Consider the following 18564-nt stretch of genomic DNA (forward strand, 5'->3'; position numbering starts at 1 on the left):
CGGAAGGCCCGGTCCGTGCGACCTCCGCGCCCCCGACGGAAGGCCCACGGCATGGGACGGCCCCGCACCCCCCTCCTCGACCGGGAGCGGATCACCACGACCGCCCTGGAACTCGTCGACGAACAGGGCGACTTCAGCGTGCCGCGGATCGCCGCCCGGCTGGGGGCCAGGACCGCTTCGGTCTACCATCACGTCGACGGGCGGGACGGCATCGTGGAGCTGCTGCGGGAGCGGATCTGCGAGGCGATCGACTCCGGGACGCTCGACGCCGAGCCCTGGGACCGGGCGCTGACGGACTGGGCCCGCTCCTACCGGGCCGCCTTCGCCGCGCACCCCCGGGCCATCCCCCTGCTGGCCACCTCACCGGTGCGCGCGCCCCGGGTGCTCGCCCAGTACGAACGGGCGGTCGTCCGGCTCCTTGACGCCGGGTTCCGGCTCCCCGACGTGATGCCGGTGATCATCGCCCTGGAGAGCCTGGTGTTGGGCTCGGCGCTGGACCTCGCGGCTCCCGACCCGATGTGGGAACTCCCCGACCGGACGCCCACCCCGCACCTGGCGGACGCCCTGGCCGCGGGGGGACCGGAGCGCGCCGACCGGGCCTTCGCGTGGGCGCTCACCGGTTTCGTCGCCCAGGTCGCGACCCTGCGCGCACCGGGGGCCGACAGGTCGTGACCGGTCCGGGGGCCCGGTAACCGAACCTTTGCGCGGACGAGTTCGCTCTGAGACGATCACGAAAGTGTGGATCTTCGGCTCCACCCGGAGCGGCCACCGGTCGTTCCGCCCCTGCGACTCACAGGAGTTCACCGTGCCCATCGAGGACTTCATCACCGGAGCGATCAGCGACGCCACCGACGCGGCCACCGAGGCGGCCACCGACGCGGCGACCGAAGCCGTCGAGACGGCCACCGAGACGGCGACCGACTCGGTCAGCGACGCCTTCGGCTCGGTCGGCGGCCTCTTCGGCTGACGTCCGAGGGCGGTTCCCGGTTCCCGGCCCGTTGCGGTCCTCCGCTCCGGCCGGTGCCGGGACCCGCCGCGGCTCCTCCTCCCCCGGCCGGACCGGACTTCGGCCGCGCGGGCGGGAGCGGGAAGGCTCAGGAACCGTAGAACACCTCGTCGACCACCGCGCGGGCCCGCCGGGTGACCCGTCGGTAGCCGTCCAGCATCTCGCCGACCTGGCCCGGACCGTAGCCCAGGTAACGCCCCACGGCGGCGAGTTCGCGGCCGTCGGAGGGGAAGGTGTCCCCGGCCCGACCGCGCACCAGCATCACCGCGTTGCGCACCCGGGAGGCGAGCACCCACGCCTCGTCGAGGACGGCCGCTTCCTCACCGCCCAACAGCTCCGCCGCGCGGGCCGCCGCCAACGCCTCACGGGTCCGGGTGGTGCGCAGGCCCGGTTCCGCCCAGCCGTGCCGCAGTTGGAGCAGCTGCACCGTCCACTCCACGTCCGAGAGTCCGCCGCGCCCCAGCTTGGTGTGCAGCGTGGGGTCCGCGCCCCGGGGCATCCGCTCGGACTCCATCCGGGCCTTCAGCCGCCGGATCTCCCGGACCGCGTCCACCCCGACGCCCTCCGCCGGGTACCGCAGGGGGTCGACCAGTTCGATGAACCGCTGCCCCAACGCGACGTCCCCGGCCACCGGTTCGGCGCGCAGCAGGGCTTGTGCCTCCCACACCAGCGACCAGCGCCGGTAGTACGCCGCGTACGAGCCGAGGGTCCGTACCAGCGGTCCGCTCTTGCCCTCGGGGCGCAGGTCCGCGTCGATGAGCAGCGGCGGGTCGGCGCTGGGGATCTGGAGCAGTCTGCGCAGTTCGGCGACGACGGTGTTCGCGGCCTTCGCGGCGACCTGTTCGTCCACGCCGGCGCGCGGCTCGTACACGAACAGGACGTCGGCGTCGGAACCGTAGGACAGTTCGTGCCCGCCGAAGCGCCCCATGCCGATGACGGCGAACCGGGCGGGCAGTTCGTCGCCCCAGCCGGCGCGGACGACCGCGCGCAGCGTGCCGGCCAGGGTCGCGGCCGTCAGGTCGGAGACCGCCCCGCCCACCAGGTCCACGAGGGCGCCCTGATCGGCGACGGCGGGCTCCTCCTCGGTGCCGTAGGAGGAGACGATGTCGGCGGCGGCGGTGCGCAGGAGCTCCCGGCGGCGCACCCCGCGGGCCGCTCCGACGGCCTGTTCCACGCCGTCCGCGCGGCGGACGGCGGCCAGGACCTCCTGTTCCAGCGCGGCCCGGCCCCGGGGGCGCAGTCCGCTGGGGTCACCGAGCAGGGCCACCGCCTCGGGGGCCCGCAGCAGCAGGTCCGGGGCCAGTCGCCCGGCGGACAGCACCCGGGCCAGGTTCTCCGCCGCGGCGCCCTCGTCCCGCAGCAGCCGCAGGTACCAGGGGGTCTTGCCGAGCGCGTCGGACACCTTGCGGAAGTTCAGCAGCCCCGCGTCGGGGTCGGCCGAGTCCGCGAACCAACCGAGCAGCACCGGCAGCAGGGTGCGCTGGATGGCGGCCTTGCGGCTCACCCCCGAGGCCAGCGCCTCCAGGTGCCGCAGTGCCGACGCCGGGTCGGCGTACCCGAGGGCCACCAGCCGTTCCCGGGCCGCCTCGGTGCTCAACCGGGCTTCCCCCGGGGCGAGTTGCGCCGCGGCGTCGAGCAGCGGGCGGTAGAACAGCTTCTCGTGGAGCCGCCGCACCATCGAGGTGTGCCGCCGCCAGGCCCGGTCGAGTTCCGTGATGGGTTCGGTGCGCATGCCGAGCGACCGGCCGATGCGGCGCAGATCGGCGTCGTCCTCGGGGACCAGGTGGGTGCGGCGCAGCCGGAACAGTTGGATGCGGTGTTCCAGGGTCCGCAGGAAGCGGTAGGCGTCATCGAGTTGGGTGGCGTCGACCCGGCCGACGTACCCGCCGCGGGCCAGTGCGTCGAGCGCGTCCAGGGTGGTGCCGCTGCGCAGGGAGGTGTCGGCGCGGCCGTGCACCAGCTGGAGGAGCTGCACCGCGAACTCGACGTCCCGCAGCCCGCCGGGGCCCAGTTTGAGTTCCCGGTCGACCTCGCCCGCGGGGATGTTCTCGACCACCCGCCGCCGCATCTTCTGCACGTCGGCGACGAAGTTCTCCCGTTCGGCCGCCTGCCACACCAGGGGCGCGAGCGTGGCGACGTAATCGGCGCCGAGTTCCTCGTCCCCGGCGACCGGTCGGGCCTTGAGCAGGGCCTGGAACTCCCAGGTCTTCGCCCAGCGCTGGTAGTAGGCGAGATGGCTGGAGAGGGTGCGCACCAGGGGCCCGTTGCGGCCCTCGGGGCGGAGGTTGGCGTCGACGGGCCAGATGGTGCCCTCGACCGTGGTCTCGGAGCAGATCCGCATCAGGTGCGAGGCGAGCCGGGTCGCGGCGCGCAGCGCCTCGGCCTCCCCGCCGCCGTTGCCGTCGCGGCTGTCGTTGCCGTCGTGACTGCCGTGACTGCTGTCGGCGGCGGGCTCGGCGACGAAGATGACGTCCACGTCGGAGACGTAGTTCAGCTCGTGACCGCCGGTCTTGCCCATCGCGATGACCGCGAGCCGGCACTTGGCGGCGTCCTCGGGCGCCGCCGCGGAGGCCAGTCGCAGGGCGGCGCGCAGGGTCGCCGTGGCGAGGTCGGCGAGTTCGGCGGCCGTCTGGGCGACGTCGGTGGTCCCGCACACGTCGCGGGCCGCGATCGACAGCAGACACCGCCGGTAGGCGACCCGCAGCGACACGGGGTCGGTGGCCCCGGCCAGTTGGCGGGTGAACTCCCCGACGCCCGGGTGCAGGTCCTGCGCCTCGTAGGTGGCCAGGGCCAGCCAGTCCCGGGGGTGCCGGGCCAGGTGGTCGGCGAGCGCCTCGGAGGCGCCGAGCACCCCGAGCAGCCGGTCGCGCAGGGGCTTCGCCGTGATCAGGGTGTCCAGCAGCTCCCGGGCGCCCACCTCGTCCGGCTGGGCCTCCACCAGCCGGGAGAGTCCCAGCAGGGCGAGATCGGGGTCGGCGGTGCGGCTGAGCGCGTCGAGCAGCACCGGGTCGGCCCGCACCGGGGCGAGCGCCGCGCCGTCCAGCAGCCGTTCGGCCGCGGAGGGGTCGGTGAAGCCGTGCCGCAGCAGCCGGGTGAACGTGCTGCTCCTGCGCCCCTGGGGCACCGTCATCGCCGCGTCCCTCCGACCGCCGTCGCGGTGGCCCGACCGGGCGGTGCGCCCGCCGGCCCCGTGTTCCGTCCGTACCGTCCGTACCGTCCCGCCATCGTTTCGCCGCCCGTCCTTCCCGTGGTGCGGACCGTCCCGGAACCGGCCGGGAGATCACGCGGCACGCCGAGCCTACGTCGTGACCGATCGGTTCCGCCCGGGAGCACCGTCTACCCTGTGCCGCACCCCGTCGCCGGGGCGGGGGCCGGGCCGTGGCGAAGGAGCCGCACCATGTCGCAGGACGCACCGAGCGCAGAACTCAACGCCGACTTCAGTTCCCCGGGGGCGAAGCCCACCGAGTGGTCGCGGGTGGAGGAGGTGCTGTCCGGCGCGGGGGCGTTCTGGGTGTCGACGGTACGCCCGGACGGCCGACCGCACGTCACCCCGTTGATCGCGGTGTGGTGGGACGGCGCGCTGCACTTCGCGACCGGTCCCGGCGAGCGCAAGGCGCTGAACCTCGCGGAGAACCCGGAGGTGGTCCTCACCGCCGGCACACCCACCTGGGACGCCGGTACGGACGTGGTGGTGGAGGGCCGGGCCGAGCGGGTCACGGACGAGGCGGTGCTGCAGGAGCTGGCCGGCGCCTGGCAGTCGGCCTACGGGCCCGACTGGGCGTTCGAGGTGCGCGAGGGCGCCTTCGAGGCGGACGGCGGGGTCGCCTGGGTGTTCCGGGTCCCGCCGCGCACCGTCTTCGCCTTCGCCAAGGGGGAGCCGTTCGGCCAGACCCGCTGGCGGCTGGGCTGATCGGTCCGGTCGACGGAAGCCGGGCCCCGCATTCCCCGACGGCGGGCCCGGCCGTTACGGCAACCCGGATCAGCAGGCAGTATGGGCACTGAGCCACGGCGGGCGGCCGGTCGCGCACAGTCGGCCCCACGCCCGAAACGTGCCCGAAACCGTGTGAGGGGATGCTCGTGACCGGACCTTGTCCCATGGCACCGGAGCACGCGGCCTGACCAGCAAGGATGGGTGGAAGTCGACAATGGACAAGCAGCAGGAGTTCGTGCTCCGCACGCTGGAGGAGCGCGACATCCGGTTCGTACGCCTGTGGTTCACGGACGTGCTGGGCTTCCTGAAGTCCGTCGCGGTCGCGCCCGCGGAGCTTGAGCAGGCGTTCGACGAGGGCATCGGCTTCGACGGTTCCGCCATCGAGGGCTTCGCCCGGGTGTACGAGTCCGACATGATCGCCAAGCCCGACCCGGGGACCTTCCAGGTGCTGCCGTGGCGCGCGGAGGCACCCGGGACGGCCCGGATGTTCTGCGACATCCTCATGCCGGACGGTTCGCCGTCCTTCGCGGACCCCCGGTACGTGCTCAAGCGGGCCCTCGCCAAGGCGTCCGACCTGGGCTTCACCTTCTACACCCACCCCGAGATCGAGTTCTTCCTGCTGAAGGACCGGCCGCTGGACGGTTCCCGGCCGACGCCGGCCGACAACTCCGGCTACTTCGACCACACCCCGCAGAACGTCGGCATGGACTTCCGCCGCCAGGCCATCACCATGCTGGAGTCGATGGGCATCTCGGTGGAGTTCAGCCACCACGAGGGCGCCCCGGGGCAGCAGGAGATCGACCTGCGGTACGCGGACGCGCTGTCCACCGCGGACAACGTCATGACCTTCCGGCTGGTGATGAAGCAGGTCGCGCTGGAGCAGGGCGTGCAGGCGACGTTCATGCCGAAGCCGTTCTCCGAGCACCCCGGTTCCGGGATGCACACCCATCTGTCCCTCTTCGAGGGCGACCGCAACGCGTTCTACGAGTCCGGTGCCGAGTACCAGCTCTCCAAGGTGGGGCGCTCCTTCATCGCGGGCCTGCTGCGGCACGCCGCGGAGATCTCCGCGGTCACCAACCAGTGGGTCAACTCGTACAAGCGCATCTGGGGCGGCTCGGAGCGCACCGCGGGTGCGGGCGGCGAGGCGCCCTCGTACATCTGCTGGGGCCACAACAACCGCTCCGCGCTGATCCGGGTGCCGATGTACAAGCCCGGCAAGACCGGCTCGGCGCGGGTGGAGGTCCGTTCCCTGGACTCGGGGGCGAACCCGTACCTCTCGTACGCGGTGCTGCTGGCCGCGGGCCTCAAGGGCATCGAGGAGGGCTACGAGCTGCCGCCGGGCGCCGACGACGACGTGTGGGCGCTGTCCGACGGGGAGCGCCGGGCGATGGGCATCGAGCCGCTGCCCCAGAACCTGGGCGAGGCGATCCGCCTCATGGAGCGCAGCGAGCTGGTCGCCGAGACGCTCGGCGAGCACGTCTACGACTTCTTCCTGCGCAACAAGAAGTCGGAGTGGGAGGAGTACCGCTCCGAGGTCACCGCGTTCGAGCTGCGCAAGAACCTGCCGGTGCTGTAGGCGCGGGTCAGGGGGCCGAATCGGCCCGGGACCCCGATCGGCCCGGGCCGTCCGCGGGCCGTCGGGCTCCGTGGATTGTCAGTGCGTTGTCGTAGCCTCATGGGGATTGATCTCCTCGATCCCACGGGGGTGGGCATGACGACGTGGCTTCTGGCGTGCAACCAGGAGATGTTCGCGCTCGACCGGTACCGGGAGGACGGGCACGGCCTCGAATCCTGGAGCGTCGGGCGGCACCTGACGGAGTTGGCCGCCGGCGATCGGTTCGTCATGTGGGTCACGGGGCCCCGCGGAGGGCTCGTCGGCCGGGGGCGCGTCACGGGTGTCCCGACGCAGCGGGCGAGCGCCCCGGACGAGTACTGGCAGCAGGACCCCGGAACGCGCTGGTACGCCCCGCTGGTCATGGAGGAATGGCTCGGCGAGGCGATCCCGCGGCAGCGGTTCACGGCGGATGCGCGCTTCGCGGAGCAGTCGCCGCTCGGCACCCTGTTCGCTGCGAACCCGCACCGGGTGACGGAGGGGCAGTGGGCCGCCTTCGAGGAGGCCTTCGCCGGCGGTCAGGTCGTGGACACCGCACCCGACTGGCACCTGCTGCCCGGCCAGACCATCAAGCGCAAGGAGCTGCACGACCGGTACGGCGGCAGCCGGCAGGGCGGTATCAGCAAGTGCGCCAAGTCGAAGAACGTGCTGCTGTTCAGCGACCCCAAGACGGGTCACCAGCACGGCTACTTCGACGCATGGGCCGAAGACGGCACGTTCCACTACACGGGAGAGGGGCAGACCGGGCCGCAGACCTTCGACAGCTTGGGGAACGCGTCCACGCGTGACCACGTGGGTCTGGGGCTCGCCCTGCGGCTCTTCGAAGGGTCGCGCGGCACGGTTCGGTACGTCGGCGCGTTCGCGGTGGACCCGGAGCAGCCGTACTCCTGGGGTGAAGCGCCGGAGACGGGGGGAGGCCCGCTGCGGCCGGTCATCCGCTTCCACCTGGCGCCGGTCGGCGAGGCCACGCAGCCGGCGGACGTCCCCGTCGGTTGCGGATATCGCGAGGCGGACGAGTCGGTCGAGCCGTCCCCCGCCCAGCACGGCCCTGCTGACGCGGATCTCGTCGGGAGGAACCTCAAGGCGCACCGCAAGCTGCAGAACGACTTGGCCAAGGCCGCTGCCGCGCGCGGACTGGAAGCCTTCTCGCCGGGCATCGCGGACCCCGACTTCGACCTGGGATGGCGGTGGAACACTGCCGAGCTGACGGTGTGCGAGGTGAAGTCGCTGACGCCGGCCAATGAGACGCGGCAGCTTCGGACGGGAATCGGACAGCTGCTCGACTACCACGACCGGCTCAGGGACCGGGCCACCTCCGTGCGGGCCGTCCTGTGGGTCGAGCGCGAGCCGTCGGACGCGCGGTGGGTCGCCCTGTGCGAGCGCGTCGGGATCACTCTCGCTTGGCCCGGCCGTGAGGACGACGTGCTCATCTGATGTTCCTGCCGGTGGGGTCATCGCAGGTCACGACCCGTCCGGGCCCGCGGCGGCCGTCCGTGGACCCACCCCGGGTCCGCCCCCGCCCGGGGCCCGTACCGGCCCGGACGGGACATTGCGTCGGAGTGACGATTACACTGGTGGGGTGCCTCAACTACGTCTTGCCCTGAACCAGGTCGACTCCACGGTCGGCGCCCTCGCCAGCAACGCCGACGCGGTGCTCCGGTGGACCCGGCACGCCGCCGGGCAGGGGGCCCATCTGATCGCGTTCCCCGAGATGGTCCTGACGGGGTACCCCGTCGAGGACCTGGCGCTGCGCTCCTCCTTCGTGGAGGCGTCCCGCACCGCCCTGCGGGACCTCGCCCGACGCCTCGCCGACGAGGGCTTCGGGGAGATCCCGGTGGTCGTCGGCTACCTCGACCGCTGTGAGACCGCGCAGCCGAAGTACGGCCAGCCCGCGGGCGCCCCGCAGAACGCGGCGGCCGTCCTGCACGGCGGCGAGGTGGTGCTCACCTTCGCCAAGCACCACCTGCCGAACTACGGGGTGTTCGACGAGTTCCGGTACTTCGTGCCGGGCGACACGCTGCCCGTCGTACGGGTGCACGGGGTGGACGTGGCCCTGGCGATCTGCGAGGACCTGTGGCAGGACGGGGGCCGGGTGCCGGCCACCCGGAGCGCGGGGGCGGGCCTGCTGCTGTCGATCAACGCCTCCCCGTACGAGCGGAACAAGGACGACACCCGACTCGAACTGGTCCGCAAGCGCGCGCAGGAGGCCGGCTGCACCACGGCGTACCTGGCGATGATCGGCGGCCAGGACGAGTTGGTCTTCGACGGTGACTCCATCGTGGTCGACAAGGACGGCGAGGTCGTCGCACGGGCCCCGCAGTTCGCCGAGGGCTGTGTGGTGCTGGACCTGGAGCTGCCCGCGGCGAACGACGAGCCGCCGGCCGGGGTGGTGGACGACGGGCTGCGGATCGACCACGTGACGCTGTCCGCCGCGCCGCTGCCGCCCTACGAGGCGGAACTGACCGGAGGGTACGCGGAGCGCCTGGACGACGACGAGGAGGTGTACTCGGCGCTGGTCGTGGGGTTGCGCGCCTATGTCGCGAAGAACGGTTTCCGCTCGGTCCTCGTCGGGCTGTCCGGCGGGATCGACTCGGCGCTCGTGGCGGCCATCGCCTGCGACGCGCTCGGCGCGGAGCACGTGTACGGGGTGTCCATGCCGTCGAAGTACTCGTCGGAGCACTCGAAGGAGGACGCCGCGGAGTTGGCGCGGCGCACCGGGCTGAACTTCCGCACGGTGTCGATCGCCCCCATGTTCGACGCGTACATGGAGGCGGTGGAGCTGACCGGGCTCGCGGAGGAGAACCTCCAGTCCCGGCTGCGCGGCACCCTGCTGATGGCGATCTCCAACCAGGAGGGCCACATCGTGCTGGCCCCGGGCAACAAGTCGGAGCTGGCGGTGGGGTACTCCACGCTGTACGGCGACTCGGTGGGCGCCTACGGGCCGATCAAGGACGTGTACAAGACGACGGTGTTCCGGCTGGCCGAGTGGCGCAACCGGGCGGCGGTCGAGCGCGGCCAGGCCCCGCCGATCCCGGAGAACTCGATCAGCAAGCCGCCCAGCGCCGAACTCCGTCCGGACCAGGTGGACACGGACTCCCTGCCGGACTACCCGGTGCTGGACGGCATCCTCGACCGGTACGTGGACCGGGACCAGGGCGCGGACGCGATCGTGGCGGCCGGGTACGAGGCGGAGTTGGTGACGAAGACGCTGCGGATGGTGGACACCGCCGAGTACAAGCGGCGCCAGTACCCGCCGGGCACCAAGACCTCCGCGAAGGGCTTCGGCAAGGACCGGCGGCTGCCGATCACCAGCCGGTGGCGGGAGTCGGCCGCGGACGCGGAGTGAGTCCGGCCCGGCCCGGGGGCGTGCGCGTGCCCGGGCCGGAGGGGCACGCCCCGGATGGGGAAGCGCCCGGGGCAGGAGTCCGCGGGCAGGAGCGGGCGGCGGGGCTCAGAGCGTGATGCGGGCGGCGACCGGGAGGTGGTCGCTGGAGGTGCGGGGCAGGGTCCAGGACTTCACCGGTTCGACGCCCTTGACGAGGATCTGGTCGATCCGGGCCAGCGGGAACGCCGCGGGCCAACTGAACCCGAACCCGCTGCCCGCGGCGCCCTGGGTGGAACGCATCTGCGCGGTGACGCCGTTGAGGGCGCGGTCGTTCATGGTGCCGTTGAGGTCGCCGAGCAGCACCACCCGCTCCAGCGGTTCCCGGGCGATGGCCTCGCCCAACGCGTCGGCGCTCTGGTCCCGACGGCTGGCGGTGAAACCGGCGTTCAGCTTCACCCGTACCGACGGCAGGTGCGCGGTGTACACGGCGACGGGGCCCTGCGGCGCGGTCACCGTGGTGCGCATCGCCCGGGTCCAGCCGAGCTTGATGTCGACGGGCTTGGTCCCGCTCAGCGGGTACTTGCTCCACACCCCGACCGTGCCCTCGACCTCGTGGTAGCGGTAGGTGCTCTCCAGGACGCGGGAGTACACCGGCACGGCCTGCGGGGTCAGTTCCTCCAGGGCGACGACGTCGGCTCCGGAGGCGGCGACGCCCCGGGCGGTGGCGGCGGGGTCGGGGTTCTCGGCGTTGACGTTGTGGGTGACGACGGTGAGGTCCCCGCCGCTGCCCGTCTTGTCGGTGACGAGGCCGCCGAAGAGGTTCGCCCAGGTGACCGCCGGGACCAGCACCGCGATCAGCGCAGTGGCGGACTTGCGGACCACGGCCAGCAGGAACAGCACCGGCACGAACACGCCGAGCCACGGCAGGAACGTCTCGTTGAGGCTGCCGAGGTTGCCGATGGAGTTGGGGATCTGCGCGTGCAGGATCATCACCAGCGCGAGCAGCACGGCGATCCCGGTGAGGACCAGACCGCGCCGCCAGATCCCCGGATCGTCGCGCCAGCCGGTGAACAGGCGCCGCAGCCCGGAGGCGGGACGGCCGGTCCGCGTGTCGCCTTCGCCGCTGTCCGTGTCCGTCGCGTACGCCTGCTGCGCCATGGGGTCGCCTCACTGCCTGCTGTGCACTTCGTTGCCGCCTGTCATGACCCTAGGCGATGAACGCTGGTGTTCCCGCCCTCCCGCGGCGGCCTTACGGGCAGGAGAACGGCGAGGTGCCCCGCGGGGGTTCCGGTACGGGGGCAACCACCGTTCACTGTGACGAAATGCGCACACGTGCCCGGGCGCGGCGACCATACTGCGCCGAGCACGGGGTCGCCAGTAGGGCGACGGGAATCCGTGTCGCGGGGCCGTGACGTGGGGTCCTCCGGAAGGCGCCCGCCCGGGAACGCTCCGGCGGCGCCCGTCCCGGCTCCCCCGGGGCGCCCGTCCGATCGATCGCAGCGGAGCGGGGCCCACGGGCCCGGGGTGACGGGAGTGCCCGGCCGGGTCGGGGGGGGGAGCGGCGGCGCACCGGGCCGATGCACCGCACCGGCGGCACCCGACTACCGCGGGGCGACCCGAGGTGCCACCATGGAGGTGATCCGGGGACGCCGTCAGGGCGCCTCGAGATGACATGAAGGAGCCGTTGCGATGACGCAACACGTGGCTGCCCGTACGGCCGGTCAGGAAACCGCACCACCTCCCGCCGACGACGGCAGGACGCTCTACGGGGGCAAGGGCACCCGTCGCATCACCGTCCGGGACATCGCCCTCGCCAAGGAACGCGGCGAGAAGTGGCCCATGCTCACCGCCTACGACGCGATGACCGCGTCCGTCTTCGACGAGGCCGGCATTCCGGTCCTCCTGGTGGGCGACTCCATGGGGAACGTCCACCTCGGGTACGAGACGACCGTACCGGTGACGATGGACGAGATGACCGTGCTGGCCGCAGCCGTCGTGCGCGGCACCAAGCGGCCCCTGATCGTCGCCGACCTGCCCTTCGGTTCGTACCAGGAGGGCCCCACCCAGGCGTTGCGCAGCGCGATGCGGCTGGTCAAGGAAGCGGGCGTCGGCGCGGTGAAGCTGGAGGGCGGGGAGCGCTCGCACCGCCAGATCGAGTTGATCGTGGAGGCCGGCATCCCCGTGATGGCGCACATCGGGCTCACCCCGCAGTCCGTCAACACCATGGGCTACCGGGTGCAGGGCCGGGGCGAGGAGGCGGCCCAGCAGCTGCTGCGGGACGCCAAGGCCGTCCAGGACGCGGGCGCCTTCGCGGTCGTCCTGGAGCTCGTTCCCGCCGAACTCGCCGCCGAGGTGACCCGCACGCTCCACGTCCCGACGGTGGGCATAGGCGCGGGCCCGGACACCGACGCCCAGGTGCTCGTCACCACGGACATGCTGGGCCTCACCAGCGGACGCATGCCCCGTTTCGTGAAGCAGTACGCGCAGCTGCGCTCCGTGATGGGGGACGCGGCCCGCGCCTTCGCCGACGAGGTCATCGACGGGGCGTTCCCCGCCGAGGAGCACTCCGTCCACTAGCAGCACCCCGTGACCGGTGCGGCGGCGGCGCCGTCGGACCGGTCCCACCGGACCACTGCGGCACCGGGACAGCCCGTCGATCCTCCCCCGTCGACGGGCTGTCGCCGTTCCCGCCTCGGGCGGCTGCTCGGCGCCCGCCCGCTGACGGTACGATCCTCCTACTGCCTGCCCGGACGGCGGGTTTCCCACAGTGACGGGGCCGCGTTCCAACCGGCCCGTTTCCCACGTGGTTTGAGGAGGATTCCCGGGTGTCTTCGCGTCGACTGCCCTCGTGGGCCTGGGTCACCGGCCTACTCAGTGCGGCCCTGGTGGTCGTGGTGGGGCTGGCCGTACGGGTCGAGCCCCTGCCCAAGGGCGGGACCGGAGCCGCGGGTGCAACGGCGAAGCCGAGCGCCACGGCCGGCGCCGAGAAGAAGAAACCGGCGGCGGCGCACCCCGTGCCCGAGGAGTCGGGGCAGGGACGGCGGGTGGTGTACTCGCTGGAACTGCGGCGGGTGTGGCTCGTCGACGGTCAGGACAAGGCGCTGCGCACCTTCGAGGTGTGGCCGGGGTCGGTCCACCCGGCGGAGGGTCCGTACAAGGTCTTCTCCCGGCTGGCGACCGGCACCGGCACCGACGGCGTGAAGGTCGCGAACGTCGTGTACTTCGCCCGTAGCTCCAAGGTGACCATCGCCTTCTCCAACGCGGTGGACGGCGCCCGGCCGAAGGTCGACCTCGGGGTCCAGACCGGAGCGGTGCGCCAGGGGGTCGCCGACGGCGCGGCCCTGTGGAAGTTCGCCCCCGAGGGCACCCCCGTCCACGTCGTCACCTGACGCTCCCGGTGGCCCCGCCGACCGGCGGGGCCGCCGGGCACCTGTCGGTGATCTGTCGGCGATCTGTCGGTGGCGGGTGACAGCGTCGGGGTCATGACACGCATCGACGCATCCACAGGCAGCTCCGCGGAGGAGCTCGCGGTCTCCGTACGGGGGCTGGTCAAGCACTACGGGCCGGTGAAGGCCCTGGACGGCGTCGACCTCGACGTCCGCGAGGGCACGGTGATGGGGGTCCTCGGGCCCAACGGCGCCGGGAAGACCACCCTGGTGCGCTGCCTGGCCACGCTCATCGTCCCCGACGCGGGCACCGCGGTCGTCGCCGGCCGGGACGTGGTCCGCCAGCCCTACGCACTGCGCCGCCGCATCGGCCTCACCGGTCAGTACGCCTCGGTCGACGAGAAGCTCACGGGCCGCGACAACCTGATCCTCATCGGGCGGCTCCTCGACCTCTCCCGCCGGGACGCCCGCGCCCGCGCGGACGCGCTGCTGGAACGGTTCTCCCTCACCGACGCCGCCCGGCGCCCCGCCCGGACCTACTCCGGCGGCATGCGCCGCAGGCTCGACCTCGCGGCGTCCATGATCGGCCGTCCCGCGGTCCTCTACCTGGACGAACCGACGACCGGCCTGGACCCGCACACCCGCAACGAGGTTTGGGACGAGGTCAAGACGATGGTCGACGAGGGCGTCACCGTGCTGCTGACCACCCAGTACATGGAGGAGGCGGAACAGCTCGCCCACGAGTTGACCGTCATCGACCACGGCAAGGTCATCGCGCACGGCGAGGTCCACGCGCTGAAGGCCCGGGTCGGCGGCCGGACCCTGCGGGTGCGCCCCGCCGACCCCAGTCAGTTGGAACCCGTCGCCGCCGCGCTCGACGACTCCGGCCTCATCGGGCTCGGCCGGGCCACCGTCGACCCCGGCACCGGGACCGTCCTGGTACCGATCCTCAGCGACGAACAGCTCACGGCCATCGTCGAGGTGTTGTCCGCCCGGCGGATCATGCTCGCCGGCATCTCCACCGAAATGCCCAGCCTGGACGAGGTGTTCCTGTCCCTCACCGGCCACCGTCCGGCCACCACGGAGCCCGTTCCCGCCCTTGAGGAGACCGCCGTATGAGCGCCGCGACCCTGACCGATCCAACCACGTCCACCACGTCCACCGAGCCCGCCCCGCACGGGAAGGACGACGGCCGGATCGGGCTGCGCGCCCATCTGCGGCACACCGGCGCCCTGGTCCAGCGGAACGTGCTGGCGATCCGCCAGGACCCCCAGTCGATCCTGGACGCCGTGCTGGCGCCGATCATCCTGACGCTGCTGTTCGTCTTCGTGTTCGGCGGCGCGATCTTCCCGACCCGGGACGCCTACGTCGACTACGTGGTGCCCGGCCTGATGGCGATGATGGGTCTGAACATCGCCATGGCCGTCGGCACCGGCTTCAACCAGGACTTCGGGACCGGGGTCATGGACCGCTTCCGGTCCCTGCCGATCGCCCGTTCCTCGGTGCTCATCGCCAAGATCGTGGTGGAGATCGGCCGGATGCTCATCGCCACGGCGATCCTGCTGGCCATGGGCTTCGCCCTCGGCCTGTCGGTGGAGAGCGTCGGCGGTCTGCTGGCCGCGATCGGACTGGCCGTGCTCTTCGGCTCCGCCCTGATGTGGATCTTCCTCACCATGGGTGTCGTGATGAAGAACGCGCAGGCCATCCAGAGCTTGGGCTTCCTGGTGTTGATGCCCCTCCAGTTCGGCTCGTCGATCTTCGCCCCGACGGACACCATGCCCGACTGGCTCCAGAGGTTCACCGACTACAACCCGCTGTCGGCGCTGGCGGACGCGGCCCGTTCCCTGATCAGCGGTGACGGCGTCGCCGGACACGACCTGGTGGTCGTGCTGGTCTGGACGGCCGTTCTCACCCTGGTGATGGCGCCGGTGGCGATCCGGAAGTTCCAGACCCGGACCTGAGGGGGCGCGGCCGGCGCCCGTCAGAGCAGGGCGGTGGCCGCCTCCAGGGTCATGGCGGCGCCCTCGGCACGGGCGGCGGCACCGTCCGCCTCGCCCAGGGCCGCCCGGACGGCGGCCTCCGTGCGGGCCATCGTCTCCCGCTCGACCACCGAGTAGTGGTGTCCGGCCGGCCGCAGCGCCGCGTGCACCCCGAGGAGCCGGGCGGCGTCCCGCATCTGGGCGCCGCCGTCCCGCTCACTGAGCAGGAGGGCCCCGACCAGCATGTTCGTGGCCACCAACTGCGGGGCCATCATCAGGCAGATGGGGTCGCCGGAGCGCTCCAGCGCGGTGCGCAACAGCGCGGTCGCGGAGTCGTACCGCCGGTCCAGTACGTCGAGCCAGCCCTCGATCCCGGTGATGTAGGAGTCGAAGACCACGAACCTGACGGCGCCGAACTTCTCCCGCAGCGACCGCACCTGGGCCCGCGCCTGGGGCACCCGCCCGGTGCGCCCCAGGTGCACCGCGAGGAAGATCCGGGCCGCGGGCATGGCGCCCGTGACGTTGTCCTGTTGCTCGTCGGCGATCTCGCGGAGCACGGCCTCCCCCTGGTCGGCCCGCTCCCCGCTCTCGATCCAGGCGCCCCCGAGCCGGGCCCGCAGCACGGCCACCTGCCCGTGGGCACCGAGGCCGCGGGAGAGGACGATGGCCTCCTGGTAGTCGGCCGCGGCCCGCGTGAAGTCGCCCCGCCGCTCATAGGTCTCGGCCCGTGCGGACAGCGCCTCCGCCGCGCCCCACGCGTCACCGACCTCACGGAAGATCCCCAGGGCCTCGTCGGCGTCCCGAAGGGGGTCGTTGCCCCGGTCGGACCCGCTGGCTGCCATGTTCGCCCGCATGTGGAGGGCGTGGGCCAGTTCCCAGGTGTGGCCGTAGGTCCGGCAGGCCTCGACGGTCCCGTCGATGACGCCCGCCGTCGCTTCCCTGTCCTGGGTGAGGAGCACCGCGAAGAACCACAGGTAGCCGGGGTAACGGCAGGTCTGCGGCAGGCCCGGCCGGTACGAGGCGACGACCCCCTGCAACCGGGCCGTCGCCTCCTCGGTCTGCCAGGCGCCGAACTCCATGTCCATGCAGGCGAGGTGGACGAGGTGGACACCGCGCCGGGCCTCCGCCAGCACGTCCGGCGCCATCGGCGGGGGCGCCGCGATCGGCGAGCGGTGCAGCGGACGGGCCGGGGTCACGGGCGCGGTGAAGGGGTCGGGGCCGAGCGCCCCGGCCTCCCGCGCCCAGGTGCGGGCGTCACCGCGCAGGTCGTGGATCTGCCAGAACCAGGCGAGGGACAGCACCAGGCACAGGGCCTCCTGTTCGTACCGGGCCGCGACGGCGTGCCGCAGGGCGGTGCGCAGGTTCTCGTACTCGGTGGTGAGCCGCTGGATCGCCGCGAGTTGTCCGGCGCCCCGCAGCAGCGGGTCGGTGGTGCGGGCGAGTTCGCGGTAGTGGACGAGGTGGGCGCGTTCGGTGGCGGTCCGCTCGCCCGCCTCGTCGAGGCGTTCCGCCGCGTACTCGGCGACGGTCTCCAGGAGCCGGTACCGCATGGTCGCGTCCGGGCCGGGCCCGGCCACCACCAGGGACTTGTCGACCAGGGAGCCCAGGACGTCCAGGGCGGCGGGTCCGCCCACCGCCTCGGCCGCCGCCAGGTCCCAGCCACCGGCGAAGACGGCCAGCCGCCGCAGCACGGTGCGCTCCTCGGCGTCGAGCAGTTCCCAGGACCAGTCGACCACCGCGCGCAGCGTCTGTTGGCGGGGCAGCACGGTGCGGGCGCCGCCGGTCAGCAGCCGGAACCGGTCGTCCAACCGGTCGACTATCTGACGGGGCGTCAGCATCCGGAGCCGGGCCGCGGCGAGTTCGATGGCGAGCGGCAGCCCGTCCAGCCTGCGGCAGATCTCGGCGGCGGCCGGATCGTCCGCGATGCGGAGGCCGGGGCGGGCCGCGGCCCCCCGGTCGGCGAGCAGCCGCAGCGCGAACGGCTCGGGCAAGGGCTCCACGGGCCGTACGAACTCGCCCGGCACGGCGAGGGGTTCCCGGCTGGTGGCGAGGACGGTCAGCCCCGGGCAGTGGGCGAGCACGTGGGCGGCGAGCCGGGCGGCGGCGCCGATGACGTGCTCGCAGTTGTCGAGGACCAGCAGCAGTCGGCGTGATCGGCAGTACTCGGCGAGCCTGCGCAGCGGATCGTGGGGGTGCTGTTCGGTGGCGGCCCGCATCTCCTCGGCGCCGCCGCCGCGCAGCACGGTCTCCCGGGCGCCGAGAGCGGTGAGCACCGCCTCCGGTACGTCGTCGGGGTCCTCGACCGGGGCGAGTTCCACCAGCCAGGTGCCGTCCGGGAAGTCGGCGGCGACGCTCTCGGCGGCTTCCCACGACAGTCGGGTCTTGCCGGCGCCGCCGGGCCCCAGCAGGGTGATGAGTCGGGCCCGGCGGAGGTCGTCCCGGATGGCGTCGATGTCCGCGGTCCGCCCGACGAAGGAGGTCAGCCGGGCGGGCAGGTTGCCGGGCCGGGCGGACGGGGCCGGCGTGGGTGAGGGTCGGCCGGTGGGGGTCGGCTCGGCGGCCGTGCGCAGGAGTTCCTGGTGCAGGGCGCGCAGTTCGGGCCCGGGTTCACTACCGAGGCGTTCGGCGAGTTCCGCGCGGACGGCGCCGTACGCGTCGAGTGCCTGGGCGGTGCGTCCGGAGTCCCGTAGGGCGCGGATGCGCAGCGCCTGGAGCGGTTCGTCCAGGGGCTGTTCCGCACAGAGCGCGGTCAGTTCGGGCAGCGCGGCGTGCACGTCCCCGAGGGCGACGACGGCGGCGAGGCGGTCCCGGTGCGCGGCGAGGCGCAGGGCGGACAGCCGGGCGGCGTCGGCGGTGCGGTCGGGGAGGTCGGCGAGCGCGGGGCCGCGCCACAGGTCGAGCGCCTGGTCCAGGACCTCGACCGCCTTGCCGGAGTCGCCCTCGGTGAGGGCGCGGGCGCCCTCGGAGGCCAGCCGTTCGAACCGGTGCAGGTCGACCCGGTCGGCGTCCACGCGCAGCCGGTAGCCGCCGGCCGTGGAGGCGACGGTGTCGGCGCCGAGCCCGCGGCGGAGCCGTCCCACGAGGGCCTGGAGCGCCCCGGTGGCGTCGGCCGGGGGGTCGGCGCCCCAGACGTCGTCGATCAGCAGCGACACCGGGACGGTCCGGTCCGGCCGCAGGGCGAGCGAGGTCAACAGGGCACGCAGCCGAGCGCCACCGACGGGGAGTACGGTTCCGTCGGCACTCAGTGCCTGGGTGGGGCCGAGGATGCGGTAGTGCACGGACCCATTGTCCCCCGTCGCGGGGACGGGCCCGCGCCCGGAACCTC

At 73.1% G+C, this 18564-nt stretch carries 13 protein-coding genes; 10 read left to right on the forward strand and 3 right to left on the reverse strand.

The window, feature by feature from the left end; translation table 11 throughout:
- Positions 1-51 precede the first annotated feature (51 nt).
- The gene (locus ACFWIA_RS04615) at positions 52-672 is read left to right on the forward strand and encodes a TetR/AcrR family transcriptional regulator (protein WP_387000347.1); all 621 of its coding nucleotides are present in this window, start codon (positions 52-54) and stop codon (positions 670-672) included.
- A 133-nt stretch (positions 673-805) separates the two neighbouring features.
- On the forward strand, positions 806-967 hold the full coding sequence (locus ACFWIA_RS04620) for a hypothetical protein (RefSeq protein ID WP_387000348.1): 162 nt from the start codon (positions 806-808) through the stop codon (positions 965-967).
- 127 nt (positions 968-1094) lie between these two features.
- Here the strand turns inward: ACFWIA_RS04620 and ACFWIA_RS04625 are convergent, their stop codons facing one another.
- Complete coding sequence (locus tag ACFWIA_RS04625; protein ID WP_387000350.1) at positions 1095-4136, reverse strand: bifunctional [glutamine synthetase] adenylyltransferase/[glutamine synthetase]-adenylyl-L-tyrosine phosphorylase; 3042 nt, start codon at positions 4134-4136, stop codon at positions 1095-1097.
- 267 nt (positions 4137-4403) lie between these two features.
- Between ACFWIA_RS04625 and ACFWIA_RS04630 the strand changes: the two genes are divergently transcribed.
- The 4 genes from ACFWIA_RS04630 to ACFWIA_RS04645 all read left to right on the forward strand — a co-directional run bounded on the left by ACFWIA_RS04630 (position 4404) and on the right by ACFWIA_RS04645 (position 9895).
- Complete coding sequence (locus tag ACFWIA_RS04630) at positions 4404-4916, forward strand: pyridoxamine 5'-phosphate oxidase family protein (RefSeq protein ID WP_387000352.1); 513 nt, start codon at positions 4404-4406, stop codon at positions 4914-4916.
- Positions 4917-5151: 235 nt separating this feature from the next.
- Positions 5152-6513: a type I glutamate--ammonia ligase gene (glnA, locus tag ACFWIA_RS04635; RefSeq protein ID WP_385485864.1), complete on the forward strand. Its 1362-nt coding sequence runs from the start codon at positions 5152-5154 to the stop codon at positions 6511-6513.
- A 135-nt stretch (positions 6514-6648) separates the two neighbouring features.
- Positions 6649-7983, forward strand: coding sequence for a hypothetical protein (locus tag ACFWIA_RS04640; RefSeq protein ID WP_387000355.1), 1335 nt, complete (start codon positions 6649-6651; stop codon positions 7981-7983).
- Between the two features lie 145 nt (positions 7984-8128).
- Positions 8129-9895, forward strand: coding sequence for an NAD+ synthase (locus tag ACFWIA_RS04645; RefSeq protein WP_387000357.1), 1767 nt, complete (start codon positions 8129-8131; stop codon positions 9893-9895).
- A 105-nt stretch (positions 9896-10000) separates the two neighbouring features.
- Here ACFWIA_RS04645 and ACFWIA_RS04650 read toward each other — a convergent pair whose 3' ends face one another.
- The gene (locus tag ACFWIA_RS04650; RefSeq protein WP_387000359.1) at positions 10001-11032 is read right to left on the reverse strand and encodes an endonuclease/exonuclease/phosphatase family protein; all 1032 of its coding nucleotides are present in this window, start codon (positions 11030-11032) and stop codon (positions 10001-10003) included.
- Between the two features lie 531 nt (positions 11033-11563).
- On the opposite strand from ACFWIA_RS04650, the gene panB reads away from it, so the two are divergent.
- From panB to ACFWIA_RS04670, 4 genes are all read left to right on the forward strand, one after another.
- The gene (gene panB / locus ACFWIA_RS04655; protein WP_387000361.1) at positions 11564-12451 is read left to right on the forward strand and encodes a 3-methyl-2-oxobutanoate hydroxymethyltransferase; all 888 of its coding nucleotides are present in this window, start codon (positions 11564-11566) and stop codon (positions 12449-12451) included.
- 248 nt (positions 12452-12699) lie between these two features.
- Complete coding sequence (locus ACFWIA_RS04660; protein WP_387000363.1) at positions 12700-13263, forward strand: hypothetical protein; 564 nt, start codon at positions 12700-12702, stop codon at positions 13261-13263.
- 93 nt (positions 13264-13356) lie between these two features.
- On the forward strand, positions 13357-14379 hold the full coding sequence (locus ACFWIA_RS04665) for an ATP-binding cassette domain-containing protein (RefSeq protein WP_387000365.1): 1023 nt from the start codon (positions 13357-13359) through the stop codon (positions 14377-14379).
- Positions 14376-15221 carry an ABC transporter permease gene (locus tag ACFWIA_RS04670; RefSeq protein WP_387000367.1) on the forward strand — a complete coding sequence of 282 codons (846 nt, stop codon included), beginning with the start codon at positions 14376-14378 and terminating at the stop codon, positions 15219-15221. Before ACFWIA_RS04665 ends, ACFWIA_RS04670 begins: the two co-directional genes overlap by 4 nt.
- Before the next feature lie 20 nt (positions 15222-15241).
- Here ACFWIA_RS04670 and ACFWIA_RS04675 read toward each other — a convergent pair whose 3' ends face one another.
- Positions 15242-18517, reverse strand: coding sequence for a BTAD domain-containing putative transcriptional regulator (locus ACFWIA_RS04675; protein ID WP_387000370.1), 3276 nt, complete (start codon positions 18515-18517; stop codon positions 15242-15244).
- Positions 18518-18564 lie beyond the last annotated feature (47 nt).

The sequence above is a fragment of the Streptomyces sp. NPDC127068 genome, from assembly GCF_042724695.1.
GTDB lineage: Bacteria > Actinomycetota > Actinomycetes > Streptomycetales > Streptomycetaceae > Streptomyces.

Bases quoted from the DNA above. Each gene is read 5' to 3' on its own strand.
- ACFWIA_RS04615 (WP_387000347.1), top strand. From the start codon at position 52: ATGGGACGGCCCCGCACCCCCCTCCTCGACCGGGAGCGGATCACCACG.
- ACFWIA_RS04625 (WP_387000350.1), bottom strand. From the start codon at position 4,136: ATGACGGTGCCCCAGGGGCGCAGGAGCAGCACGTTCACCCGGCTGCTG.
- ACFWIA_RS04630 (WP_387000352.1), top strand. From the start codon at position 4,404: ATGTCGCAGGACGCACCGAGCGCAGAACTCAACGCCGACTTCAGTTCC.
- glnA (WP_385485864.1), top strand. From the start codon at position 5,152: ATGGACAAGCAGCAGGAGTTCGTGCTCCGCACGCTGGAGGAGCGCGAC.
- ACFWIA_RS04640 (WP_387000355.1), top strand. From the start codon at position 6,649: ATGACGACGTGGCTTCTGGCGTGCAACCAGGAGATGTTCGCGCTCGAC.
- ACFWIA_RS04650 (WP_387000359.1), bottom strand. From the start codon at position 11,032: ATGGCGCAGCAGGCGTACGCGACGGACACGGACAGCGGCGAAGGCGAC.
- panB (WP_387000361.1), top strand. From the start codon at position 11,564: ATGACGCAACACGTGGCTGCCCGTACGGCCGGTCAGGAAACCGCACCA.
- ACFWIA_RS04665 (WP_387000365.1), top strand. From the start codon at position 13,357: ATGACACGCATCGACGCATCCACAGGCAGCTCCGCGGAGGAGCTCGCG.
- ACFWIA_RS04670 (WP_387000367.1), top strand. From the start codon at position 14,376: ATGAGCGCCGCGACCCTGACCGATCCAACCACGTCCACCACGTCCACC.